Origin of the sequence: Curtobacterium sp. LFS079, from assembly GCF_047977865.1 — a bacterium.
Taxonomy (GTDB): Bacteria; Actinomycetota; Actinomycetes; order Actinomycetales; family Micrococcaceae; genus Arthrobacter.
The window spans coordinates 75103-96121 of the sequence record NZ_JBFPFO010000002.1 but is presented as its reverse complement, the minus strand read 5'-3'; the positions used below and the strand labels follow the sequence as shown (position 1 = coordinate 96121).

Annotated in this window: 21 protein-coding genes; 18 read left to right on the top strand and 3 right to left on the bottom strand. The window is 68.1% G+C overall.

All coding sequences use genetic code 11. The annotated features are described in order from the left end of the window. Window positions 1-83: 83 nt before the first annotated feature. Window positions 84-1082, bottom strand: coding sequence for an aldo/keto reductase family protein (locus tag ACNQPB_RS03805; protein WP_498749253.1), 999 nt, complete (start codon window positions 1080-1082; stop codon window positions 84-86). A 47-nt stretch (window positions 1083-1129) separates the two neighbouring features. After that, entirely contained in the window at window positions 1130-2155 is a 1026-nt protein-coding gene (locus ACNQPB_RS03800; protein ID WP_498749251.1) for a LacI family DNA-binding transcriptional regulator, read from the bottom strand. Between the two features lie 186 nt (window positions 2156-2341). Between ACNQPB_RS03800 and ACNQPB_RS03795 the strand changes: the two genes are divergently transcribed. The 12 genes from ACNQPB_RS03795 (at window position 2342) to ACNQPB_RS03740 (ending at window position 13789) form a co-directional block, all read left to right on the top strand. Beyond that, on the top strand, window positions 2342-3133 hold the full coding sequence (locus tag ACNQPB_RS03795) for an amino acid ABC transporter ATP-binding protein (RefSeq protein ID WP_498749250.1): 792 nt from the start codon (window positions 2342-2344) through the stop codon (window positions 3131-3133). A gap of 1 nt (window position 3134) precedes the next feature. Continuing rightward, entirely contained in the window at window positions 3135-3779 is a 645-nt protein-coding gene (locus ACNQPB_RS03790) for an amino acid ABC transporter permease (RefSeq protein ID WP_498749248.1), read from the top strand. After that, window positions 3776-4429, top strand: a complete 654-nt coding sequence (locus ACNQPB_RS03785; protein WP_498749246.1) for an amino acid ABC transporter permease — start codon at window positions 3776-3778, stop codon at window positions 4427-4429. Before ACNQPB_RS03790 ends, ACNQPB_RS03785 begins: the two co-directional genes overlap by 4 nt. A gap of 50 nt (window positions 4430-4479) precedes the next feature. Beyond that, window positions 4480-5355, top strand: coding sequence for a substrate-binding periplasmic protein (locus ACNQPB_RS03780; RefSeq protein WP_498749244.1), 876 nt, complete (start codon window positions 4480-4482; stop codon window positions 5353-5355). A gap of 145 nt (window positions 5356-5500) precedes the next feature. Next, a complete protein-coding gene (locus tag ACNQPB_RS03775; protein ID WP_498749242.1) occupies window positions 5501-6406 on the top strand; it encodes a dihydrodipicolinate synthase family protein in 906 nt (301 codons plus the stop codon). Between the two features lie 278 nt (window positions 6407-6684). Next, window positions 6685-7686 (top strand): proline racemase family protein, encoded by a 1002-nt coding sequence (locus ACNQPB_RS03770; RefSeq protein WP_498749241.1) that lies wholly within the window; start codon window positions 6685-6687, stop codon window positions 7684-7686. Beyond that, entirely contained in the window at window positions 7683-8645 is a 963-nt protein-coding gene (locus ACNQPB_RS03765) for an ornithine cyclodeaminase family protein (RefSeq protein WP_498749239.1), read from the top strand. Before ACNQPB_RS03770 ends, ACNQPB_RS03765 begins: the two co-directional genes overlap by 4 nt. Further along, window positions 8642-9370 (top strand): GntR family transcriptional regulator, encoded by a 729-nt coding sequence (locus ACNQPB_RS03760; protein ID WP_498749237.1) that lies wholly within the window; start codon window positions 8642-8644, stop codon window positions 9368-9370. The genes ACNQPB_RS03765 and ACNQPB_RS03760 overlap by 4 nt, the downstream gene beginning before the upstream one ends. Further along, window positions 9367-10593: an NAD(P)/FAD-dependent oxidoreductase gene (locus ACNQPB_RS03755; protein WP_498749236.1), complete on the top strand. Its 1227-nt coding sequence runs from the start codon at window positions 9367-9369 to the stop codon at window positions 10591-10593. The genes ACNQPB_RS03760 and ACNQPB_RS03755 overlap by 4 nt, the downstream gene beginning before the upstream one ends. Next, on the top strand, window positions 10590-10841 hold the full coding sequence (locus tag ACNQPB_RS03750; protein WP_498749235.1) for a (2Fe-2S)-binding protein: 252 nt from the start codon (window positions 10590-10592) through the stop codon (window positions 10839-10841). The genes ACNQPB_RS03755 and ACNQPB_RS03750 overlap by 4 nt, the downstream gene beginning before the upstream one ends. Beyond that, the gene (locus tag ACNQPB_RS03745; protein WP_498749233.1) at window positions 10838-12262 is read left to right on the top strand and encodes an FAD/NAD(P)-dependent oxidoreductase; all 1425 of its coding nucleotides are present in this window, start codon (window positions 10838-10840) and stop codon (window positions 12260-12262) included. The genes ACNQPB_RS03750 and ACNQPB_RS03745 overlap by 4 nt, the downstream gene beginning before the upstream one ends. A 48-nt stretch (window positions 12263-12310) precedes the next feature. Further along, window positions 12311-13789 carry an aldehyde dehydrogenase (NADP(+)) gene (locus ACNQPB_RS03740; protein WP_498749231.1) on the top strand — a complete coding sequence of 493 codons (1479 nt, stop codon included), beginning with the start codon at window positions 12311-12313 and terminating at the stop codon, window positions 13787-13789. A 103-nt stretch (window positions 13790-13892) separates the two neighbouring features. Here the strand turns inward: ACNQPB_RS03740 and ACNQPB_RS03735 are convergent, their stop codons facing one another. Further along, window positions 13893-14579, bottom strand: coding sequence for a FadR/GntR family transcriptional regulator (locus tag ACNQPB_RS03735; protein ID WP_498749230.1), 687 nt, complete (start codon window positions 14577-14579; stop codon window positions 13893-13895). A 136-nt stretch (window positions 14580-14715) separates the two neighbouring features. Between ACNQPB_RS03735 and ACNQPB_RS03730 the strand changes: the two genes are divergently transcribed. From ACNQPB_RS03730 to ACNQPB_RS03705, 6 genes are read left to right on the top strand one after another with little or no spacing between them, the layout of a single operon-like run. Continuing rightward, entirely contained in the window at window positions 14716-15813 is a 1098-nt protein-coding gene (locus tag ACNQPB_RS03730; protein WP_498749229.1) for an amidohydrolase family protein, read from the top strand. A 53-nt stretch (window positions 15814-15866) separates the two neighbouring features. Continuing rightward, window positions 15867-17498, top strand: a complete 1632-nt coding sequence (locus ACNQPB_RS03725) for an ABC transporter substrate-binding protein (protein WP_498749227.1) — start codon at window positions 15867-15869, stop codon at window positions 17496-17498. A 9-nt stretch (window positions 17499-17507) separates the two neighbouring features. Then, a complete protein-coding gene (locus tag ACNQPB_RS03720; protein WP_498749225.1) occupies window positions 17508-18452 on the top strand; it encodes an ABC transporter permease in 945 nt (314 codons plus the stop codon). Continuing rightward, on the top strand, window positions 18449-19333 hold the full coding sequence (locus tag ACNQPB_RS03715; protein WP_498749224.1) for an ABC transporter permease: 885 nt from the start codon (window positions 18449-18451) through the stop codon (window positions 19331-19333). Before ACNQPB_RS03720 ends, ACNQPB_RS03715 begins: the two co-directional genes overlap by 4 nt. Then, window positions 19330-20181, top strand: a complete 852-nt coding sequence (locus ACNQPB_RS03710; protein WP_498749222.1) for an ABC transporter ATP-binding protein — start codon at window positions 19330-19332, stop codon at window positions 20179-20181. The genes ACNQPB_RS03715 and ACNQPB_RS03710 overlap by 4 nt, the downstream gene beginning before the upstream one ends. Continuing rightward, the gene (locus tag ACNQPB_RS03705; protein WP_498749220.1) at window positions 20178-21008 is read left to right on the top strand and encodes an ATP-binding cassette domain-containing protein; all 831 of its coding nucleotides are present in this window, start codon (window positions 20178-20180) and stop codon (window positions 21006-21008) included. The genes ACNQPB_RS03710 and ACNQPB_RS03705 overlap by 4 nt, the downstream gene beginning before the upstream one ends. The last annotated feature ends 11 nt before the right edge of the window (window positions 21009-21019 follow it).

Genomic DNA, 21019 nt, shown 5'->3' with positions numbered 1-21019 from the left:
CGAATCCGTGACCCGCCGTCGGGCCTATATGTCAGACATATTGCCCGACGGCGGCACGGCCGCCCCGGCCAGGGGCGCCGGACTCAGGGGCGCTTGAGGAAGGACTCGACCTTGGCGGAATCGCGTTCGACGACGTCACCCAGGATGCCGTCGACCTTCTCCAGCAGCGCCGGGTCGAGGACGACGCCGGCTGCTGTGGCGTTGTCCTTGAGCTGTTCGGGCCGGGAAGCGCCGACGATCGCCGCGGAGACATTCTTGTTCTGCAGGACCCAGGCGACGGCGAACGCGGCCATCGAAAGACCCGCTTCATCCGCGAGCGGCTTGAGTTCCTGGACGCGTTCGAGCACCGCCGGCTGCATGTACTGGTGCTCGGTCTTCGTGCCGCCGTCATCCGTCGAGAAGCGGGACTCGGCGGGCGCACCCGCGCTGGGCAGATACTTTCCGCTGAGCACGCCCTGCGCGATGGGCGACCACACGATCTGCCCGAGGCCCAGTTCCTCGCTGAGCGGCACTACCTCGGGCTCGATCACGCGCCACAGCATGTTGTACTGCGGCTGGTTGGAGATGAGCTGGATGCCGAGGTCCTTCGCGAGGGCGGCGCCGCGGCGGATCTCGTCCGGGGTCCATTCGGAGACGCCGATGTAGATCGCCTTGCCGGCGCGGACGACGTCGGCGAACGCTTGCATCGTTTCCTCGAGCGGCGTTTCGTAGTCGTAGCGGTGGGCTTGGTAAAGGTCCACGTAGTCGGTGCGGAGCCGCCCCAGGGAGCCGTTGATCGACTCCAAGATGTGCTTGCGGGACAGGCCGCGGTCGTTCCTGCCCTCGCCGGTGGGGAAGTAGACCTTGGTGAAGATTTCGACGCTTTCGCGCCGTACGCCGTCGAGCGCTTCGCCGAGGGCGGTTTCCGCGCGGGTGCCGGCGTAGGCGTCCGCAGTGTCGAACGTGGTGATGCCGAGGTCCAGGGCGGTGCGCACGCAGGAGGTCGCGGCGTCCTGGCCGATCTGTTCGCCGTGGGTGGTCCAGTTGCCGTACGCGATCTCGCTCACGTACATGCCCGAGTTTCCGAGTTTGCGGTATTCCATGGGGTTCCTGTTCGCTGAGGGTGTTGCGGGACGGATAGGGGATTGCTTTAGCGGCCCGCCGCGCGGAGGCGGCGGGGTGGGGCCGTGGAGCCCCGCACAACGAGGCTCGGTTCGAGGCGCTCGACGGCGGCCGGCGCACCGTCGAGCGTGGCGATGAGCGCTTCCGCGGCAAGGCGGCCCTGTTCGGCCACACCGTGGTCGATGGTGGTGAGGCCGACCGAGCCCGCGAGTTCGTGGTTGTCGTAGCCGACCACCGAGAAATCCGCCGGCACCTGCAGCCCGGTGCCGCGGAGGGTGGCTAGCGCCCCGAAGGCGAGCTCGTCGGACGCCGCGACCACCGCCGTCGGGGGTTCCGCCACGCTCAGGGCCTTCGCCATGGCCGCGGCGCCGGCGTCGACGGTGTTCCCGACGCCGAACTCAAGGTACGGATCGGCGGCGATTCCTGCTTCGGCAAGTGCCTCGCGGTAGCCGAGCAGGCGTTCCGCGGGCGGCACCCCGCCCAGGGTAGATCCGGGCGCCTCCTGGATGCCGAGGAAAGCGATGCGCTCGTGGCCGAGGTTGATCAGGTGGCGGGTGGCCGCGCGGCCCCCTGACCTGTCCTCGACGCGCACCGACGACGCGCCGGCCCGTTCTGAACCGACGAGCGCCACCGCCTGGCCCTGGGCTGCGAGGGCCGCGAGTTCTTCGGGAGTGAGCTGCAGGGCGAGCACCAGGGCGCCGTCGGAGCGCCCCTGCAGGCGCGGCGCTGTGAAGAACGCGTTCCGCAGTTCGGGCGTGGACAGCTCGGTCAGCAGCACGTCGTAGCCTGCGCGGCTCAGCACCCGGCCGGCCGCGGCGATCACCTCCGCGAAGAACCATTTCGAGAGAAGAGGCACGACGACGGCCACCGTGCGGGTGCGGCCCGTCGCGAGCCGCGACGCGCTCAGGGAGGCGACGTAACCAAGTTCTTCAGCCGCATTCTGCACGCGCTTGCGAGTTGACTCGGCGATGCCTGGAACTCCGCGAAGGGCCCGGGAAACAGTGGAAACCGAGACACCTGCGCGTTCGGCAACGCTCTGGACGGAAGAAGGCATGTACCGAGAGTAAGTCAGCTGGCATTCGTTTCGCAAGCGCTTGCGAAGGATTCGACCAGCTTCCGGGATGGATTTTCCCGGCCTGAAAATCGGGTCTTCCCAGCCCTCACAGTGTCATGTACCATTGCACATATGATGTGACATCGAACACAGAATCGATGTTCCCACCTGTTCCCCACATGGAAGATGGCCATGACCCTTTCAGAAATCGCGAACGGCAAGCTCGCGCCCCGTACCGGCATCAGGCTCGACAACATCTCCAAGCGTTACGGAGACCATCTGGTGATCGATGATGTGTCGCTGAACGTCGAGCCGGGCACCGTGACGGCTTTGATCGGCCCCTCTGGGGCCGGCAAGAGCACGTTCCTGCGGTGCATCAACCTGCTGGAGCTCCCGGATTCCGGGACCATCCAGGTGGACCACCACACGATCGAGCCGGGCAAGGTGATCAACGCCAAGGACCTCGCGGCGCTGCGCCGCACGGTCGGGATGGTGTTCCAGTCCTTCAACCTCTTCCCGCACATGTCCGCGCTGAAAAACATCAGCTTCCCGCAGCAGAAGGTCCTGGGCCGCAGCAAGGAGGAGGCCGATGAGCGTGCACTGCAGCTGCTGGAGCGCGTGGGCCTGAAGGACAAGGCGAACCAGCACCCGGGCCGGTGTTCGGGCGGGCAGCAGCAGCGCATCGCGATCGCCCGGGCGCTGGCGCTGGACCCCTCGATCATGCTGTTCGACGAGCCGACCTCGGCACTGGATCCCGAGGTGGGGCTCGAGGTCCTTGCCGTCATGCGGGAGCTGGCCGAGGACGGGATGACGATGATCGTGGTGACCCACGAAATGCAGTTCGCCCGGGACGTTTCGGACACCCTGGTGGTGATGGCCGACTGCAGGATCATCGAGCAGGGCGACCCCAAGGCGATCATGAGCGATCCGCAGGAGGCCCGGACCCGGCGCTTCCTGCGCGCCGTGCTGGAGCGCTGAGATGGACGCCCTTTCCGCGGTCCTGCAGGGGCTGCCGATGACCCTGGTGCTGACCCTTTCCGCGTTCGCGATCGGCATTGTCGGTGCGGTTCCGCTGGCAGTGGGCCTGTCCTCGCCGAACGTGGTGCTGCGCCTGGTGTGCAGGCTCTTCGTGGACCTGGTGCGCGGCGTGCCGATCATCGTGTGGCTGTTCCTGCTGAAGTTCGGCATCCAGATCGGCACCTTCAAGTTCAATCCGGTGGGTGCCGCGATCGTGGGCCTGGGCGTGGTGTCCATCGCCTACCTGGCGGAGATCTACCGCGGTGGCCTGGAATCGGTGCCGCGCGGGCAGCTCGAGGCCTCCAGCGCCCTGGGCCTGGCCAACCGCACCACCTTTTTCGGCGTCGTTGTCCCGCAGGCCTTCCGCATCGTCTCCCCGTCCATCGCCACCTACCTGACCGGCCTGCTGAAGGACTCCTCGATCGCCTCCACCATCATCGTGGCCGAAATGGTGTTCCAGTCCCAGTCCTTCGCCCGGCAGCACCCCACTGTGGAAGGCATCCTCCCTTATGTGCTGGTCGGCATCCTGTACATCGTCCTGAGCCTGCCCGTGGCGTACCTGTCCCGCAGCCTTGACGCCCGCATGAGGAAGGCGGTCTACGCATGAACTGGCTGAGCGAATGGGCGGCCTACCTGCCCCAGTTGATGTCCGGGCTCGGCGTCAGCCTGATGATCGCGGGCATCTCGATCCTGGCCGGCTACCCGCTGGGCCTGGTGCTCAGCGTGATGGTCAGCGCGAAGAACCTGGCCGCGCGCACCCTGGCCCTGGCCATCGTCGAAATCGGCCGCGGCGCCCCCGCCCTGGTGATCCTCTACCTCTTCTACTACGGACTGCCCAAGTTCGGCATCGCCTTCGAAAGCATCACAGCAGCCTGCCTTGCGCTGATCTGGAACTCCGCGGCCTACTCCTCGGAGATCATGCGGGCAGGGCTGCAGTCGGTGGCACGCGGCCAGCACGAAGCTTCGTCCGCGCTTGGCCTGTCGTGGCGCCACACCTTCTTCCGCGTCATCATGCCCCAGGGCATGCGCTCGGCCATTCCGGGCCTGATGGGCGTGGCCATCCAGATGTTCCAAGGCACCTCCCTGGCCTACGCCATCGCCGTGCCGGAACTGATGAAGTCCGCGTACAACATCGGCTCCCAGGATTTCAACTACCTGCAGATCTTCGCCCTCGCCGGCATCTGCTACGCCGCCATCTCCATGCCGGCCACGTGGATCACCGTGTACTTCGAAAAGCGCATGGCCCGGCACGCCTGACCCCCAACCAAGAGCAAGATTCATCCCCCACCACTCACAGGAGGAAAAGAATGTCCATCAATACCAAGCTCAAGACCACCGGTGCGCTGGCCGCCGTCGTCCTCGCCGCCGGCCTGGGCCTGACAGCCTGCGGCGGCTCCTCGACCGCAAGCAGCTCGAACTGCACGCCCAAGCACCAGGGCATCCAGACCGTCGCGGCCGGCAAGCTGACCATCGGCGTCATCGACATCCCGCCGTTCAGCAGCTACAACAGCGGCAAGCCCACCGGGATCGACATCGCCATCGCCAACAAGATCGCCAAGGACGAATGCCTCGAGCCGGTCTACCAGCAGGCCACTTACGCCGACGCCGTGCAGTCCATCTCCGGCGGCAACATCGACCTCGCCCTGGGCACCATCGACGCCACCGAGAAGCGCCTGAAGGCCGTGGACTTCTCCGCCTCCACCTACCTGGACGGCATGGGCATCGCCTCCAAGACCGGCGCCACCACCGTGACGGACCTGGAGAAGATGAAGAAGGTGGGCACCATCGACGGCTACCTCTGGGTGGAAGACCTCCGCAAGATCCTCGGCGACAAGCTGGTCACCTACCCATCCAGCGTTGAACTGAAGGCGGACTTCGACGCCGGACGCCTGGACGCCGACGTCGACGCGTACGGAGTGCAGGTGCTCCAGTTCAAGGACGCCGCCGGAGTCACGGTCGCCTTGTCGAACGAGAAGCCGGACCCGCGTGTCGGCGCGATCACCCAGGCTCCGGAGGCCGCCTTCCCGATGACCAAGGGCAACACCAGCCTGAAGGAAGCGCTCGACGCCGGTATCAAGGGCCAGCGCGAAGACGGCACCATCGCCAAGCTCCTCAAGGACGCCGGCCTCTCCGAAGGCCTCGGAAAGGTCGCCGAGAAGCAGTACGTGGTTCCCGCGAGCTAGGGCCCAACCAATCCCGGGTGCCGGGCTTCGGTCCGGCACCCATTTTGTATACCACCTGTGCAATGTCACATGGTAAATTAGCTGTGAGGAACTTCACGGCAGCACGTCAACGGCGCCGAGTGTGCCCCTGAGAAAGGACCCGATCATGACTGAGACCCGCAAACCCTGGCACGGCGTACACGTTGCCACGGCACTTCCGTTCAAGGAAGACTCCAGCGTCGACTTCGACGCCTACGCGGAGCACGTCCGCTTCCTGGCCAACGCCGGCTGCGACGGCGTCGCCCCCAACGGCTCCCTCGGCGAATACCAGACCCTTAGCGAAGAGGAACGCGGCCGCGTCATTTCGACGGCGGTCGAGGCCAGCCCGGAAGGCTTCACCGTCATGGCCGGCGTCGGCGCCTACGGCGGACTCCAGTCCGTGAAGTGGGCAGAGCAGGCCGCCGAAGCCGGTGCCGCTTCTCTGATGCTGCTGCCGCCGAACTCCTACCGTGCCAGCGAGGACGAAGTGGTTGACCACTACCGCCGCGTTGCCGCCGTCGGCCTGCCGATCGTGGCCTACAACAACCCGATCGACACCAAGGTGGACCTGACCCCGCAGCTGATCGCCCGGCTGCACGGCGAAGGCCTGATCGTGGGCGTCAAGGAGTTCAGCGGCGACGTCCGCCGCGCCTACGAGATCAAGGAACTGGCGCCCGGCGTTGACCTGCTCATCGGCACGGACGACACCGTCGTCGAAATGGGCCTGGCAGGCGCCGTGGGCTGGGTGGCCGGCTACCCGAACGCCATCCCGGAGTCCACACTGGAGCTGTACCGCCTCTCCACCTCCGGCGACGTGGCGGACCTGGCCCGGGCCCGCGAGATCTACACCGACTTGCACTCCCTGCTCCGCTGGGACAGCAAGACCGAGTTCGTCCAGGCCATCAAGCTGTCCATGGACATCGTGGGCCTGCGAGGAGGAGCCTGCCGCCCGCCACGAGGCCCCCTGAGCGAAGCAGCCCACACCGCAGTAACAAAGGACACCGAAGCAGCCCTCGCCAAGGGCTACAAATAACCAAAAGGATGGTGCCATCGCGCTCGACGAGATGGTGACAGACTCACAGCCGGGCCGGCGGTCCTCCGGAAACGGTGAGATACGCACAAGACGGATTCCGGTTCTCCGGAAAGGAGCGCATCGCGAACGATCGCATCGTGTAGGTCGCCCAGCGACCGAAGCGGTGCATATCGTTCGTGTCTAAGCGACGCCGGAGGGCCGGAATCCGGCGAAGCCGCCGGAGAAGCGACGCCGGAGGGCCGAAATCCCGCCCAAGCCAACCACAAGAAGGAGAGCACATGAGAACCAGCCGCATCTTCCACGCCGTGGACTCCCACACCGAGGGCATGCCCACGCGCGTGATCACCGGCGGCATCGGGACGATTCCCGGCGCCACCATGGCGGAGCGCCGCCTGTGGTTCATGGAACACAGCGACTGGATCCGTACCCTCCTGATGACCGAGCCGCGAGGCCACGCTTCCATGAGCGGGGCCATCCTGCAGCCGCCCACCCGGCCGGACGCGGATTACGGCGTGCTGTTCATCGAGGTCTCGGGCCTGCTGCCGATGTGCGGCCACGGCACCATCGGCGTGGCCACGGTCCTGGTGGAGACCGGCATGGTGGAGGTGGTGGAGCCCGTCACCACGGTGCGGCTGGACACCCCGGCCGGCCTGGTGATCGCCGAGGTCGCGGTGAAGGACGGCCACGCGGAATCCGTGACCATCCGCAACGTTCCCTCCTTCGTGGACCGGCTCGACGCCGAAGTGGATGTTCCGGGCTACGGCACGGTGAACTACGACCTCGCCTTCGGCGGCAACTTCTACGCCGTGGTGGACCTGGACAGCCTGGGCCTGCCGTTCGAGCGGGAACGCAAGGACGATCTGCTCAAGGCCGGCCTGGCCATCATGGACGCCATCAACGCCAAGGATGAGCCGGTCCATCCGGAGCGGGCGGACATCCGTGGCTGCCACCACGTCTACCTCAAGGCCCCGGGTTCGACGGCGGAGCACTCCCGGCACGCGATGGCGATCCACCCGGGCTGGTTCGACCGTTCGCCCTGCGGCACCGGCACCAGCGCCCGCATGGCCCAGCTGCATGCCCGCGGCGAACTGGCCCTCGACACGGATTTCGTGAACGAGTCCTACATCGGTTCCCGTTTCATCGGCCGCCTCGTCGAGGAGACGGAAGTGGGCGGCCGGCCCGCCGTCGTCCCCGCCGTGACCGGGCGAGCCTGGCTGACCGGCACCGCGCAGTACTTCCTGGATCCCACGGATCCCTTCCCGGAAGGCTTCCTCCTGTGAACCTGCCCTATTTCGACGCAGCAGCGGTGCGTGCCGCTGCCCCGTGGCCGACGGCGGTCGCCGCCCTGGAGCGCGCCCTCGCCGACGGGATGGATCCGGAGTCGGACAACCCCCGGCTGTTCAGCCCGGCGCCGGGCGGGGAGTTCCTGCTCATGCCGGCCCAGGGCCTCAACAAGGGCGCGCGCAGCTACAGCGGGGTGAAGGCTCTCACTGTGGCCCCGGGCAACCCGGCGCGTGGCCTCGAAAAGATCCAGGGCATCTACCTGCTGATCGATTCGGACACCCTCGCACCGCTGGCCACCATGGACGGTACCGAACTCACGGCCATCCGCACCCCGGCCACCACCCTCATGGCCGTCAAGCACATCCTCGCCGCGGCCCCTGAAAAGGAACGCAAGGATGAACCGCAGGTGTTGGTCTTAGGCGCGGGAATCCAAGCGCTCAACCACCTCCGCGCGGCGCACGCCGTGCTGCCCGGGGCACGCTTCGCCGTCGTCGGCCAGCGTCCGGAACGGGTGCAGGCACTCATTGGAACGCTCGCGGAGGAAGGCATCGCGGTCCGTGCCGGCAGCACAGCGGACGTACCGGACGCGGACGTCATCCTCTGCACCACTTCCTCCACGACGCCGTTGTTCGACGGCGGACTGGTGGCGCCCGGCGCGGTGGTCGCCGCCGTCGGGCAGCACGGACTGGACGCCCGCGAAGTGGACGCGGCGCTGGTACTGCGCTCCGACGTCGTGGTGGAAGGCCGCGCTTCGGCACTCCGCGAGGCGGGGGACCTCATCCCTGCGCGCAGCGTGGAGGAGTGGGAAAGCATCCACCCGCTGAACCTGCGCGAGCTGGCGGCCGGCAAGCTGGAACGCACCCCCGGCAGGCCCTGCCTGTACGCCGGAGTGGGCATGGCCTGGGAGGACCTCGTGATGGCGGCCGTGGTGTATGAAGGAGGCACCAGAGAATGACGCCCGCCCAAGGAGTGCTCACCGTGCCAGCCAACAACCAGCTTCCCATCGCCCCGCTCGGCCGCCAGCGCAGCCTCCGCGAATCGGTCACCGAGTCGCTGCGTGCCGCCATCATCGCCGGCACCCTGGAAGAAGGGACGCTGTACTCGGCCCCTGCCCTCGGTGCGGCGTTCGGCGTCTCGGCGACGCCGGTGCGCGAGGCCATGATGGACCTGGCACGTGAAGGCCTGGTGGAGACGGTGAAGAACAAGGGCTTCCGGATCACCAGCATGAGCGACCGCGAACTGGACGAGATCACCGAGATCCGCCTGCTGCTGGAGCCCCCGGTGATGGCCGACGTCGCCGGGACCATCCCGGAGCGCGACATGGGCCGCCTGCACAAGCTGGCCGAGAACATCGTGGACGCCGCCCGTGAGGGCGACCTGGCCGCCTACCTCGCGGCGGACCGCGAATTCCATGCGGAGCTGCTGGAGTACTCGGGCAACAGGCAGCTGGTGGACCTTGCCACCAGCCTGCGAACCCGCACCCGCATGTACGGGCTGAAGATCCTCAGCGACAGCAACCGGCTGGCCGATTCCGCCCAGGAACACCATGAACTGCTGGACCTCATCGCCGCCGGGGACGGACCTGCCGCCCGCGAGCTCATGCGCCGCCACATCGGCCATGCCCGCGGGCTCTGGGCCACCGGCGACGACGAAACACCACCCCAGGAGAACCAAACATGAGCCAACCCAGCGACGTCCTGGTCATCGGCGCCGGCGTCATCGGGGCCGCCACCGCCTACTTCGCCGCACAGCAGGGCCTGAGCGTCACGGTCCTGGACAAGGGCCTCCCGGCCAGCGGCACCTCCTCCGCCTGCGAAGGCAACATCCTCGTCTCGGACAAGGAACTCGGCCCCGAACTCGAACTCACCCGCTACTCCCTGGGCGTCTGGCACAACGACCTCGCCGAACACAAGAAACTCTGGGAGTTCGAATCCAAAGGCGGGATCATCGTGGCCTCCCGCGAAAGCAGCCTCGCCTCCCTCAACCGGGTGATGGCGGTCCAGAAGGGCTTCGGCGTGGACGTCGAGGAACTGGACCAGGCCGCCCTCCGCGAGGCCGAACCCCACATTTCCCCCGAAGCGCTGGGCAGCGCGTACTACCGTGAGGACTGCCAGGTGCAGCCCATGCTCGTGGCAGCCCACTTCGTCCGGCTCGCCACGGAAGCCGGTGCCCGCTTCGTCGCCGACACCCCGGTTACCGGGTTCATGCGTTCAGGGCCCGGGTTTTCGGGGAGCGACGGCGGCCGGGTCACCGGCGTCCGTACCCCGCGCGGCGATTTCCCCGCCGGAGCCGTGGTCAACTGCACTGGTACCTGGGCCGGCGAGCTCGCGGCGATGGCCGGCGTCGACGTCCCCGTGCTGCCTCGGCGCGGCTTCGTGATGGTCACCGAACCGCTGCCGCCCATGGTGCACCACAAGGTCTACGCCGCCGAATACATCGACAACGTGGGCAGTTCCGACGCCGGGCTGCAGGCTTCGCCGGTGGTGGAAGGTACGCCCAGCGGCACCATCCTCATCGGCTCCACCCGCGAACGGGTCGGCTTCGACCGCACGGTCAGCACCGCCGCCCTCGGCCTGCTGGCCCGCAACGCCACCTCGCTTTTCCCCTTCCTGGAACGGGTCAAGGCCATCCGGCATTACCACGGCTTCCGCCCGTACTGCCCGGACCACCTGCCCGTGATCGGCCACGACGAGCGCGCCCCCGGGCTCTGGCACGCCGCCGGCCACGAAGGCGCAGGGATCGGGCTGTCCGCCGGAACCGGGAAGCTCCTGGCCCAGGCGCTCGCCGGCCTCACTCCGGACATGGATCTTTCGCCCTTCGCACCGGCGCGTTTCGGCAGCGGCGGGCGTTTCGGCTCGCACACGCCCGCGCATACAGAACACCGAGAGGAGGCCACGGCATGAACCCCCAGCCGGTCACCATCACCTTCGACGGCCGCCCCCTGACGGCGGCAGCCGGCCAGAGCGTCGGCGCGGCCCTCGCGTCGCAGGGCATCACCGCCTGGCGCACCACCCGCAAGCGCGGCAAGCCGCGCGGACTGTTCTGCGGCATCGGCGTCTGCTTTGACTGCCTCGTGACCGTCGACGGCGAAACGAACCAGCGCGCCTGCCTCGTGGAGGTCTGCGAGGGCATGAAGGTGGAGGGCTCATGAGCAACACAGTCACCACCGACGTCGCCGTGGTCGGTGCCGGTCCCGCCGGACTCGCCGCCGCGGTGGCGGCCGTCGAGGCGGGGGCGAGGGTCGCCGTCGTCGACGCCGGGGCCCAGCCGGGCGGCCAGTTCTGGCGGCACGCCCCGGAAACGATTCATCCCGAACCGGGCGGCCACGGCCACCACGGCTGGAACACTTACCTGGACCTGCGCGCCCGCTTCGACGCCGCGCAGCGTGCCGGCCGGATCAGCTACCTGCCCGGGCTGCAGGTCTGGATGGCGGAACGATCCGATACGGGGTTCATCCTGCGGACCACGCGTGCGTTCGCCGCTTCGGCAACCGAACCGGCCACCGTCGACGCCGCCCGGCTGGTCCTGTGCCCGGGCGGCTATGACCGCCAGCTGCCCGTCCCCGGCTGGGAGTTGCCCGGCGTCATGGCGGCCGGCGGCATCCAGGCCTTCATCAAAGCCAACGGCGTGCTGCCCGGCAAACGCTTCGTCATCGCCGGCACCGGGCCCTTCCTGCTGCCCGTCGCCGCAGGTATCGCCGAGGCGGGCGGGGAGGTGCTGGCCGTGCTCGAATCCTCCTCGCCGTTGGCTTGGCTGCCGCACCTGCGCGCCGCCTCAGGCGTGCCGGAAAAGGCCCTCGAAGGCGCCGAATACGCGGCCGTTTTTGCCCGGCACCGGATTCCGTACCGCACCCGCAGCATTGTCTCGGAGGTCCTTGGTACCGGCAAAGCGGAAGGCGTCCGCACCGCCCGGGTCGACGCCGACGGCAGGATCCGCCCCGGCACCGGGCGCGTCTACGCGGACGTGGACGTGGTGGGCTTCGGCTGGGGCTTCACCCCGCAGTTGGAACTCCCGCTGTCGCTCGGCGCCGAAACACGGTTGGACGCCGACGGTTCGCTCGTCGGCGTCGTGGACGAGCGCCAGCAGTCCAGCGTTCCCGGGCTGTTCCTCGCCGGCGAGGTGACCGGCGTCGGCGGCGCCACCCTGGCCGTCCTCGAAGGACTTGCCGCCGGTGCCTCGGCCGCCCGGCCGGACGCCTCCACGCCGGTGAAGCAGCCGGCCGCGATCGCCCGGCACCGCCGTTTCGCCCGCGCCATGCACCTGGCCCACCCGGTGCCCGCGGCCTGGCAGGACTGGCTCACCCCGGACACCACCGTGTGCCGCTGCGAGGAAGTCACTGCCGGGGAAATCACGGAGGCCCGGGAGTCCCTGGGAGCCCGCGATGCCCGCAGCCTCAAATCCTTCACCCGCGCCGGCATGGGCTGGTGCCAGGGCCGGGTCTGCGGCTTCGCGGCCGCCTGCCTCGGCGCCGGTCCGGGTGAAGCGCCCGACGCCGGATCCCTCGCCGGGAGTGCCAAGCGCCCCCTCGCCGCGCCCGTGGGCATTGGCGAACTCGCCGGGCTGGATACCTGAGACAACGCAGACGACTGACCCCCAAGACCTCAACGGAAGGAGACCGCAATGACCGCGATCACCCAGAACGCCGGCACCGCCGCCACCACGGAAACCGAACTCGAAAACAACCTCGCAGCCGCCCAGGCCGCCGCGGCGCCCCTGGCCGCCCTCGGCCCCGCGGAACGCGCCGCCCTCCTGGACGCCGTCGCCGACGCCCTCGACGCCGCCGCAGAGCAGCTCGTTCCGATCGCACAGCAGGAGACCCGGCTCGCCGAGGCCCGGCTGCGCGGCGAGCTCAAGCGCACCACCTTCCAGCTGCGGATTTTCGGTGAACTGCTGCGCGACGGCGGTTACCTGGACGCCCGGATCGACCACGCCGACCCGGACTGGCCCATGGGCGCACCCCGGCCCGAGTTGCGCCGCCTGAAGGTGGCCGTGGGTCCCGTGGTGGTCTTCGCCGCGAGCAACTTCCCCTTCGCCTTCTCCGTGGCTGGCGGCGACACTGCCTCGGCGCTCGCCGCCGGCAACCCCGTGCTCCTCAAGGCGCACTCCGGCCACCCGGAGCTGTCCAAGGCGACGGCCGCCGTCGTGGTTTCAGCCCTTGCCGCCGCCGGCGCTCCGGAGGGGACTTTCGCGCTGATCACCGGAACCGCCGCCGGGGCCGCCGCGCTGAAGGATCCGCGCATCAAGGCCGGTGCCTTCACCGGCTCCATCCCCGGCGGCCGCGCCCTGTTCGACATCGCCAGTTCCCGCCCGGAACCGATCCCGTTCTTCGGCGAACTGGGCAGCAACAACCCCGTCTTCGTCACCGAGGCCGCGGCGGCCGAGCGCGGCATGGAGATCGCCGAGGCCTTCGTGGGCTCCTTCACCATGGGCGCCGGGCAGTTCTGCACCAAGCCCGGCACACTGTTCGTGCCTGCATCCTCCGGAATGGTCGAGGCCCTGCGGAAGGCCGCCCTGCCCGCCGCCGCGCCGCTGCTGAACAGCCGCATCCAGTCCGGCTACGCCGAGGTCCTCGAAACCCTGCAGGCCAACCCGCGCCTGGAGGTCCTGGCGCAGGGCGAGGAGCCGCTGGCCGATCCGCCCGCCCCCACCTTGCTGCTCACTACCGCCGCGGACATGCTCGCCGAACCGCGCGCGCTGCAGGCGGAATGCTTCGGTCCCACCGCCGTCGTGGTGGCGTACGACGACGAGTCCCGGCTCGCGGAGATCGCCGAAACGTTCGAGGGGCAGCTGACCGCCACGATCCACGGCACCGACTCCTGCCAGGTGGCCGGCCTTGTGGAGGTCCTGGCCCGCAAGGCCGGGCGCGTGCTCTGGAACCAGTGGCCCACCGGCGTCTCGGTCACCTACGCGCAGCAGCACGGCGGACCGTACCCGGCGACGACGGCGGCCGGCAGCACCTCCGTGGGCACCGCTGCGATCGAGCGCTTCCTGCGTCCCGTGGCCTACCAAGGCTTCCCGCAGCACCTGCTGCCCGAAGCAGTGCGCGAGGACAACCCGCTGGGCGTGCCACGCCTGGTGGACGGCCGCCGCGAAGGTTAGGCGGCAACGACCCGGCACTTCTCCGGAACCGGCAACGATGGGCCGGCACCGCACAACGCGGTGCCGGCCTGCTCCGTTTAAGGGCGGTTCGTTTGGGCGCGCTTTACTCGCGCGGCGTGTCCGGCATGGCTTCGCTGCGGTCCAGCAGGCCGAGGGCGGCCGCCGCGGCGCCTTCCGCATCCTTCTCCTTGATGGCACGCATCAGCCTCGAGTGCAGTTCATCCAGCACGTCATCGGTGTTGTCCGACATGCACGAGTTGGGTCCCACGGACAGCCGCAACGAGGTGTCGAAACTGGCGTAGATGCCGGCAAGCAGGCGGTTGTGCGAGGCCGTGGCGATGCCGATATGGAACGCGACATCGTGGTCCACGAAAGCCGCGAGGTCCTCGCGGACGGTCGCCTCGCGGCGCTTTTGCAGGTGGCTTTCGAGTTCCGCCACTTCGGCGTCGGTCCGGTTCAGGGCTGCGTCGCGCGCCGCCAGGCCGTCGAGGGCGCGGCGCACGCCCAGGACCTCGCGGGTGTCCGCTTCGTTGAGCATGCGGCGCAGCGCCACTTCGCTCGGATCGCTCGCCACCACGTAGGTGCCGTCGCCCTGTCGGATTTCGAGCAGGCCAAGCTGCACGATCGAGCGGACTGCCTCGCGGAGCGAGGGCCGGCTGACGCCGAGCACCTTGGTCAGCTCGCTCTCCGCCGGGATCCGTGTGCCCACGGGCCAGTTTCCGGAGCTGATCTCGGACTGCAGCCGCTCGACGATCGTGTCGACAAGTGAAATTCGCTGGATTGGCTTCACGGTTCCAATATTTCCATAACCCATTGACCTCTTACGATCAGACGTCATACCATCTGACCCATGTTCTCGCGGGCGGCGCCCCGGCGCAAGATGCGGGACCCAGTGGTTTTCGATGAACAAGGGAGTTCACCCATTCATGAGCGGTTTTTCCGAAGCGGACGCTTCAACCTTCGCGGCACCGGCCCTGGTCGATGCCCACATCCATCCGGACAAGTCGAGCTGGGGCGGCCCGTGGCTGTCGCGCCGGGATTCGTATGAGCTCCGGGACTTCATCGCCAACGATCTGGTCACCCAGCGCAACTACACCCGCAGCGTGGAGGAGCGTGCCTACGGGCTGCTGAGCACCGCGGTGGCCAACGGAACGCTCGCCATGCGGGCGCAGGTGGATGTCTCCAGCGAACTCGGCACGGCGAACGTCGAGGGAGTGCGGGCCGCCGCCGAGCGGATTCCCGGACTCACGGTGCAGATCGTGGCCTTTCCGCAGTTCGGCCTGCTCGGCAACCCCGGCACGCTGGACGTGATGGCGGCGGCCCTGGATTCGGGTGCGGACGTGGTGGGCGGGATCGACCCGGTGGGCCTCGAAGGCGACCTGGGCGGCCACCTCGACGCCGTGTTCGGCCTCGCGGAGCGTGCCGGGCGGGACCTCGACATCCACCTGCACGACCGCGGCGAATCCGGGCTGGCACAGATCCGGGAGATCGCGGCCCGCACCGTTGCCTCCGGAATGCGCGGAAAGGTCACGGTCAGCCACGCCTTCGCCCTGGCCGACGATTCCGCGCCCACCCTGCGCAAGACCCTGGACCAGGTGGCGGATGCAGGGATCTGGATCACCACCTGCGCCCTGGGCTCCGACCCGGTTCCGGACATCGGCCTGCTCGCCTCCCACGGGGTGCAGCTGGCCGTCGGCTCCGACGGCGTCCGGGACGCCTGGACGCCGTTCGGCACCGGCAGCATGGTGGACAGGGCCCACCTGCTTGCTTACCGGACGGGCGCCGTCACGGACGCCGAACTGGAGCGCTGCTATGCGCTCGCCTCCACCGAGGGCGGGCGCATGCTCGGGATCGAAGACCTTGCCCATTGGTCCGGTCCGGACTCCCTGACCCGGCTGGAATTCCGGGCGGAATCCCTGGCCCAGCTTGTGGCCGACCGGCCCGCGCCCCTCAGGGTTTTCCGTTCCGGGCAACAGATCGAAACAAACCCCGTACCCGCGGCGGCATTGCTGCCGCTGTCCTGATTGCGACTGTCCTGAACCTTCCCCAGCAACACGTCAACAAAGGAGTTCTCGTCTTGTCTTCCCGAAAGATCGTTACCAGCGCCGCCGTCCTCGCGGCCGCCGCCCTGGCACTCTCGGCCTGCGGCGGGCCGAACAGCAAGCCCGACACCGCCAAGCCCGCCATGGACCTGTCCAACCTTGCCACCACCACGCCCCGCGGCACCGAATCCGTGGACCACGTGGCATGGAACCTGCCGTACGAACCGCTCTCGCTGGACCCCATGATCGGCTACAACTACGCCGAGAACACGGTCACCGCGAACCTCTGCGAAAGCCTCATGCGCCTGACGCCTGAGCTCAAGATCGAGCCCGGCCTCGCCGAAAGCGTCGCTTCCCCCGACGACACGACGCTGGTGTACAAGATCCGCGCCGGAGTCACGTTCTGGGACGGCAGCCCCCTGACGGCCGACGACGTCGCGTTCTCCCTCAGCCGCCAGACCGGCGACGCGGTGGCCTACTTCAGCGACTACTTCCGGAACGTCAAGTCCGTCAAGGTCACCGGTGACCACGAAGTGACGGTGAAGCTGAGCAAGCCGGACGTCCTGTTCGAGCAGGGCATGGCCATGGCTGCCGGCGCCATCGTCCAGAAGAAGGCGGCGGAAGCCTCCGGAAAAGCCTTCGGCACGCCGGAGGGCAAGCTGCAGTGCACCGGCCCCTTCTCCCTGGCCAAGTGGACACCCGGCAAGAGCATCGAACTGAACAAGAACCCGAAGTACTGGGACAGCAAGCTGGTTCCCCTCGTCAAGAACCTCAGCTTCAGCTTCATCGCGGACGAATCGACCGCCGTGAACGCCCTGCGCAGCGGAGACATCGACGGACAGTACTTCTACCTGCCCCCGGCCGGCATCTCGCAGCTGGAACAAAGCGACAAGGTCACCCTGACGCACGGCAAGTCCCTCGTCTTCTGGACCCTGGCGGCCACCAGCCAATCCGGCCCGTTCGCCAACCCGAAGGTCCGCGAGGCCCTGTCCCTGGCGATCGACCGCAACGCCCTGGCCAAGGTGGTGTTCCAGGATGCTGCCCTTCCGGCACCCACCCTGGTAGGCCCGGACTATTGGGGCTACGAGAAGGACGCCTTCGCCAAGGCCCACGCCGAATTCTCCACCGCGCCCAACATCGAAAAGGCCAAGCAGCTCCTCGCCGAGGCCGGGCCGCAGCAAGGCAGCATCGTCCTCGGCGTACAGGGCAGCTCGGCGGTTCACGAACAGACCGCCAACCTGTTCCAGGCAGCAGGCGCCGCACTGGGCCTGAAGGTGGAGACCAAGGTGATCCCGGTCGAACAGTTCGGCAACCTCTACTTCGACCCCGCGGCCCGCAAGGGAATCGACGGCTTCTTCACCACCTACTACGGCAACTTCGCCGACCCGCTGGATGTCTACCAGATCTTCCGTGCCGGGGGTAACAGCAACTACATCAACTGGAACGACGCAAGCGATGTCCTGAACAAGGCGGTCTCCGCCAAGGACGTGAAGGAACGCGCCAAGCTGCTCATCGAGGCGCAGAAGATGGTCACCGAAGCCAACCCGCGCATCCCGCTGGCCTACGAGCCCAACACCGTGGTGCAGAACAAGCGCATCTCCGGTGCGACGGCGTCGTTCTCCTACCTCTACTACCCGTGGGCCGCGACCATCGGCGGGGTGAAATAGCCGGTGTCCATGGGTTCCTTCCTTCTGCGGAGGCTGGGGGGCTTGCTGCTGGTTCTCCTGGTGACCTCGTTCATCGTCTTCGGGATGATGTACCTGGCACCGGGTAGCCCCCTGGCATTCGTCCTCGGCCCCCGCGGCGGCACGCCCGAACAGGTTGCCGCCGTCACCGCCCAGTACCATTTCGATGACCCGTTCTTCGTGCGGTACTTCCGCTGGCTGGGGGACATTTTCCAGGGCAACCTGGGCCGTTCGATCGTCTACCGGCAGGATGTCACCGCGCTGATGTCCGGCCGGATCGGCACCACCGCGGCGCTGGTCTCGCTGTCCGCGGTCCTGATCGCAGTGGTCGGCGTCAGCTCCGGCATGCTCGCCGCGCTCAAGAGCCGCTGGGTGGATACGGTGATTTCCACGATCGCGGCGATCGGACTGTCCACCCCGGTGTTCGTCATCGGCGTCGCGCTCATCAGCGTCTTCGCCGTCGGGCTCGGCTGGTTCCCGACGTTCGGCGTCGGCTCCGGCGGATTCGACACCCTGGTGCACCTCATCCTGCCCGCCATTGCGCTCGCGGTGGCCAGTGCGGCTTACCTGGCCAGGATCACCAAGGCCGCCGTCAATGAAGAACGCACCAGGGAGCACGTCCAGACCGCCGTGGTCCGTGGCCTTGCCTCGAGCGTCATCGTCCGCAGGCATGTGCTGCGCAACGCGCTCATTCCCATCACCACGGTCATGGGGCTCACGGTGGCAACGCTCATCGCGGGCGCGGTGGTGGTGGAGAACGTCTTCGCCCTGGATGGCCTGGGCTCCCTGCTAGTCCGCGCCATCCTGCAGCGTGATTTCTCCGTGGTGCAGGCGGTGATCCTGGTGCTCGTCGTGGCGTTTGTCGTGGTGAACGCCGTGGTCGACTTCCTGTACACCGTCATCGATCCACGAATCGCCCTGGGGAGCCGGCAATGACAATCAGCATGGAGAAGACCGTGAAAGGAACAGCCGTTGCCGCCCGGCAGCCGGGAATCCTGCGGAAGGGTTACGAGCGGCTTGGCCTGGTTGGCACTGCCGCGGCAGCGGTCCTGCTGCTCGTCGCGCTGTCCGCAGCGCTGGCGCCGCTGCTGGCGCCCTATGATCCGGACTTCCCGGACCTGCTGGCAGCGTTGAGCGGCCCGACGGCGGACCACCCCTTGGGTACCGACGCCCTGGGCCGTGACATCCTGTCCCGCCTGATGTGGGGTGCCCGGATCACGCTGGCCGGGCCCGGCCTGGTGATCCTGCTCTCGACCGTGGCCGGCACGGTGCTCGCCCTCGTGGCGTCCTGGTGCGGCGGCCGGGTGGACACCGCGATCAGCTGGGTACTGGACATCCTGTTCGCAGTTCCCGGGATCGTCTTCGCCCTCATTTCAGTGGCCATCTGGGGTCCGAGCCTGTTCACGGTGGTCGCCGGCCTGGCAGTCGCCTACGTTCCCTACGTGGCCCGGGTGGTTCGCGGCGCGGGCCTGCGCGAACGCAACCTGCCGTACGTGTCCGCGGCCTGGCTGCAGGGCCAGTCCGGCGTCGGCATCACCTTCACGCAGATCCTTCCCAACGTTCAAGGGATCGTGATCGCGCAGGCGATTTCCTCCCTGGGCTTCGCGGTGATCGACCTCGCGGCCGTGTCCTTCCTCGGCCTGGGCGTGCAGCCGCCCACCGCCGACCTTGGCCTCATGGTCAAGAGCGGCTTCGATTCCGTGCTGCGAGGCCACCCTGCCGAGGCGATTGCCGCCGGCGTCCTGATCATCCTGATCGTCTGGTGCGTGACCGTCATCGGTGACCGCCTGACCACCACCGCGAGGAGCATGCGATGAGCGAAGCATTGCTGGAGCTGAACGATGTCCGCGCCGTCCTGCATTCCCGCCACCAGTCCCAGGTGTTGCTCAACGGCGTCAGTTTCAGCATCGCGAAGGGCGAGGCGCTGGGCCTGGTCGGCGAGTCCGGTTCGGGCAAGTCCCTGACCACCCGCGCCATCACCCGGGTGCTCGACCCTGCCTTCGAGGTTTCCGGGTCGATCACCTTCGACGGCGCGCCCGTGCTGTCCATGAGCCCGTCCGAGCTGCGCAGCTACCGGTCCACGGACATCGGCATGATCTTCCAGGATCCGCGGGCGCACGTGAACCCGGTGCATACCGTGGGCGATTTCCTCAGCGAGGAACTGGTACGCAACCGGGGCCTGCCCCGGGAGGAAGTGGAGCACCGGGCGGTGGCCCTCCTGGACGAGGTGGGCGTGAGGTATCCCGAACGTCGCCTCACCCAGTACCCGCACGAGCTCTCCGGCGGCATGCTGCAGCGTGTCATGATCGCGAGCGTCCTGCTCGCCGAGCCGCGCCTGATACTCGCGGATGAACCCACCACCGCGCTGGACGTCACGGCGCAGTCCGACGTGATGGCGATCCTCGACGAACAGCGCCGCGCGCGCGGGCTGTCCCTGCTGTTCATCACCCATGACCTTGAGCTGGCGGCGGCGTGCTGCGACCGGCTTGCCGTGATGTACGCCGGGGAAATCGTGGAACAGGGCGCCCACGTGTATGAATCGCCCGGCCATCCGTACACAATCGAGCTGCTCGGCGCCCGGCCGAGCATCGACGAGCGGCTGGAGCGGCTCCCGGTGCTGCGCTACAACCGCGAAATCCACGAACAACTGAAGGCGGAAGCATGAACAACGAAGCACTGGTTGTTGCGCGGAACCTGAAGAAGGTCTTCCCGGCTCCGAAGGGCATGAAGAGCGAGCCGATCGTCGCCGTCGACGACGTTTCGTTCGAGCTCTTCCCGAACGAATGCCTCGCGATCGTGGGGGAATCCGGCTCCGGGAAGACCACGGTGGCGCGCATGCTCGTGGGCCTGGAAACGGTCACGGCAGGCGAGCTCAGCGTCCGCGGCGAAGCGCGGAGCAAGGGGGCCCGCGGCCTGGCCGACCGCCGTCGCTGGGCACGGGAGGTGCAGTACGTCTTCCAGGACCCCTACTCCTCCCTCAACCCGCGGCAGAGCATCGGGGACACCATCCAGGCGAGCCTGGCACTACATGCGCCCGGCAACCCCGGCAAGCGGGAGCTGAAGCTGAAGGCCCAGGAAATCCTGGACAGCGTGGGCCTGGCAGCCCCGTTCTTCGGGAAGCATCCGCACCAGCTCTCGGGCGGGCAGCGCCAGCGCGTGGCCATTGCCCGCGCGCTGGCGGCGGACCCGGCGGTGATCGTCCTGGATGAAGCCGTGGCCGCCCTCGATGTCTCCATCCAGGCGCAGATCCTGAACCTGCTCAGCGACATCCGGGCGCAGCGCGAGGTGAGCTACCTGTTCATTTCGCATGACCTGGCGGTGGTCAACCAGGTGTCCGAGCGGATGATCGTGATGGAACAGGGCCGGGTGGTCGACGCCGGCGCCACGGCTGAACTGCTCGCCAACCCGACGCACCCCTACACACGCTCGCTGCGCGCCGCGGTGCCGCGCCAGGGATGGAAGCCGGTCCGTCGGGAACGGCTCGCGTCCTGATCGTCCACATC